At 57.0% G+C, this 704-nt stretch carries 1 protein-coding gene; it reads right to left on the reverse strand.

From position 1 onward, the window contains the following. Positions 1-76 precede the first annotated feature (76 nt). Entirely contained in the window at positions 77-544 is a 468-nt protein-coding gene (locus GRI89_RS00145) for a hypothetical protein (protein ID WP_159791255.1), read from the reverse strand. Between the last annotated feature and the right edge of the window lie 160 nt (positions 545-704).

Below are 704 nucleotides of genomic sequence, written 5' to 3' on the forward strand. Positions count from 1 at the left end.
ACTCATTGCTCTAATGCCTTGCTGTTCGACTGGAATAGGCGGCCCAGCCGCATACGACCCAATTGCAGACGTTGTGCTATCGATGACTTAGGGCTGCATCACGATAGTCGTTCAGCATGTAGGCGAGCGCGTCCGGGCCATCCGGCCAAACACCCGGTATACCCCCGCTCTTGCCAAGCACCCCACCGAAGGGAACGACGGCCTCATCTGCATACTTGAACGCGACCATGCTGGCACCATGACTGAGTGGCCGGACATAGAACTCACCTACGTGCCGCCAACCAATCTTTCGTGGTGTCCGAGTCAGTCCACCCGAAAGGGTGAAACCCTCGGGATCGAGCCGCAAACGGTGTGGGCGGATCAGCATCGCCACAAAAGTCAGTGCGCAGAGGCCAAAAAAGATGCCGCCAGCCTGCAACTTCCAGCTTGTATCCCCTGATTGCTCCGCAAACAGCGAGATGGCGACAAAGGCGAGGCAGCCAATCAGCCCGATAGCTGCTTTGCCTCGCGATGAAGTCAGTTCTTCAAACTCGGGCAAACTCATCAGATTCCAGTATACTAGCGATGTGCGATTACCACCCAGTTTGTGACCCCACCGCCGAGCCGTTAGTGTGCCAGGAGCGGTCCGGCAGGTAACGACCCCTTTGCGGACCTTCAATGGCAAGTGATTAGTGACATCGGGCCTTTACCCGATACAGACCAGC

This window comes from Croceibacterium salegens (genome assembly GCF_009827435.1).
GTDB classification, from domain to species: Bacteria; Pseudomonadota; Alphaproteobacteria; order Sphingomonadales; family Sphingomonadaceae; genus Croceibacterium_B; species Croceibacterium_B salegens.